Consider the following 295-nt stretch of genomic DNA (forward strand, 5'->3'; position numbering starts at 1 on the left):
CTAACTCATACTTTTGAATTATTTTTAAGATATGGTGATATGTATCTGTATGAATTGGTTTGATAACAGAAATCTTTGATTGCTGTGAAATCATAGCACCATTTGCGCCAATTAATGTGTGCTGATGAAATACTGATGGTAAAACTGGCAACAAATCACGAATCGGACGTGCTGATGCAAATATAAGTTCATGACCATCATGTTGTAATTGTAACAATGTATCAATAATAGTCTGGTCAATTAATCGGCCGTCAAAACAAAGCGTACCATCAATATCAAAGACAAATCTCATCAA

The 295-nt window shown here is 33.6% G+C and carries 1 protein-coding gene; it reads right to left on the reverse strand.

The window, feature by feature from the left end; genetic code table 11:
- The coding region (locus IDG60_RS03375; protein ID WP_206160495.1) for an HAD hydrolase family protein at positions 1-292 on the reverse strand (292 nt) is incomplete at its 3' end.
- Between the last annotated feature and the right edge of the window lie 3 nt (positions 293-295).

The organism is Staphylococcus sp. EG-SA-2 (assembly GCF_017152085.1).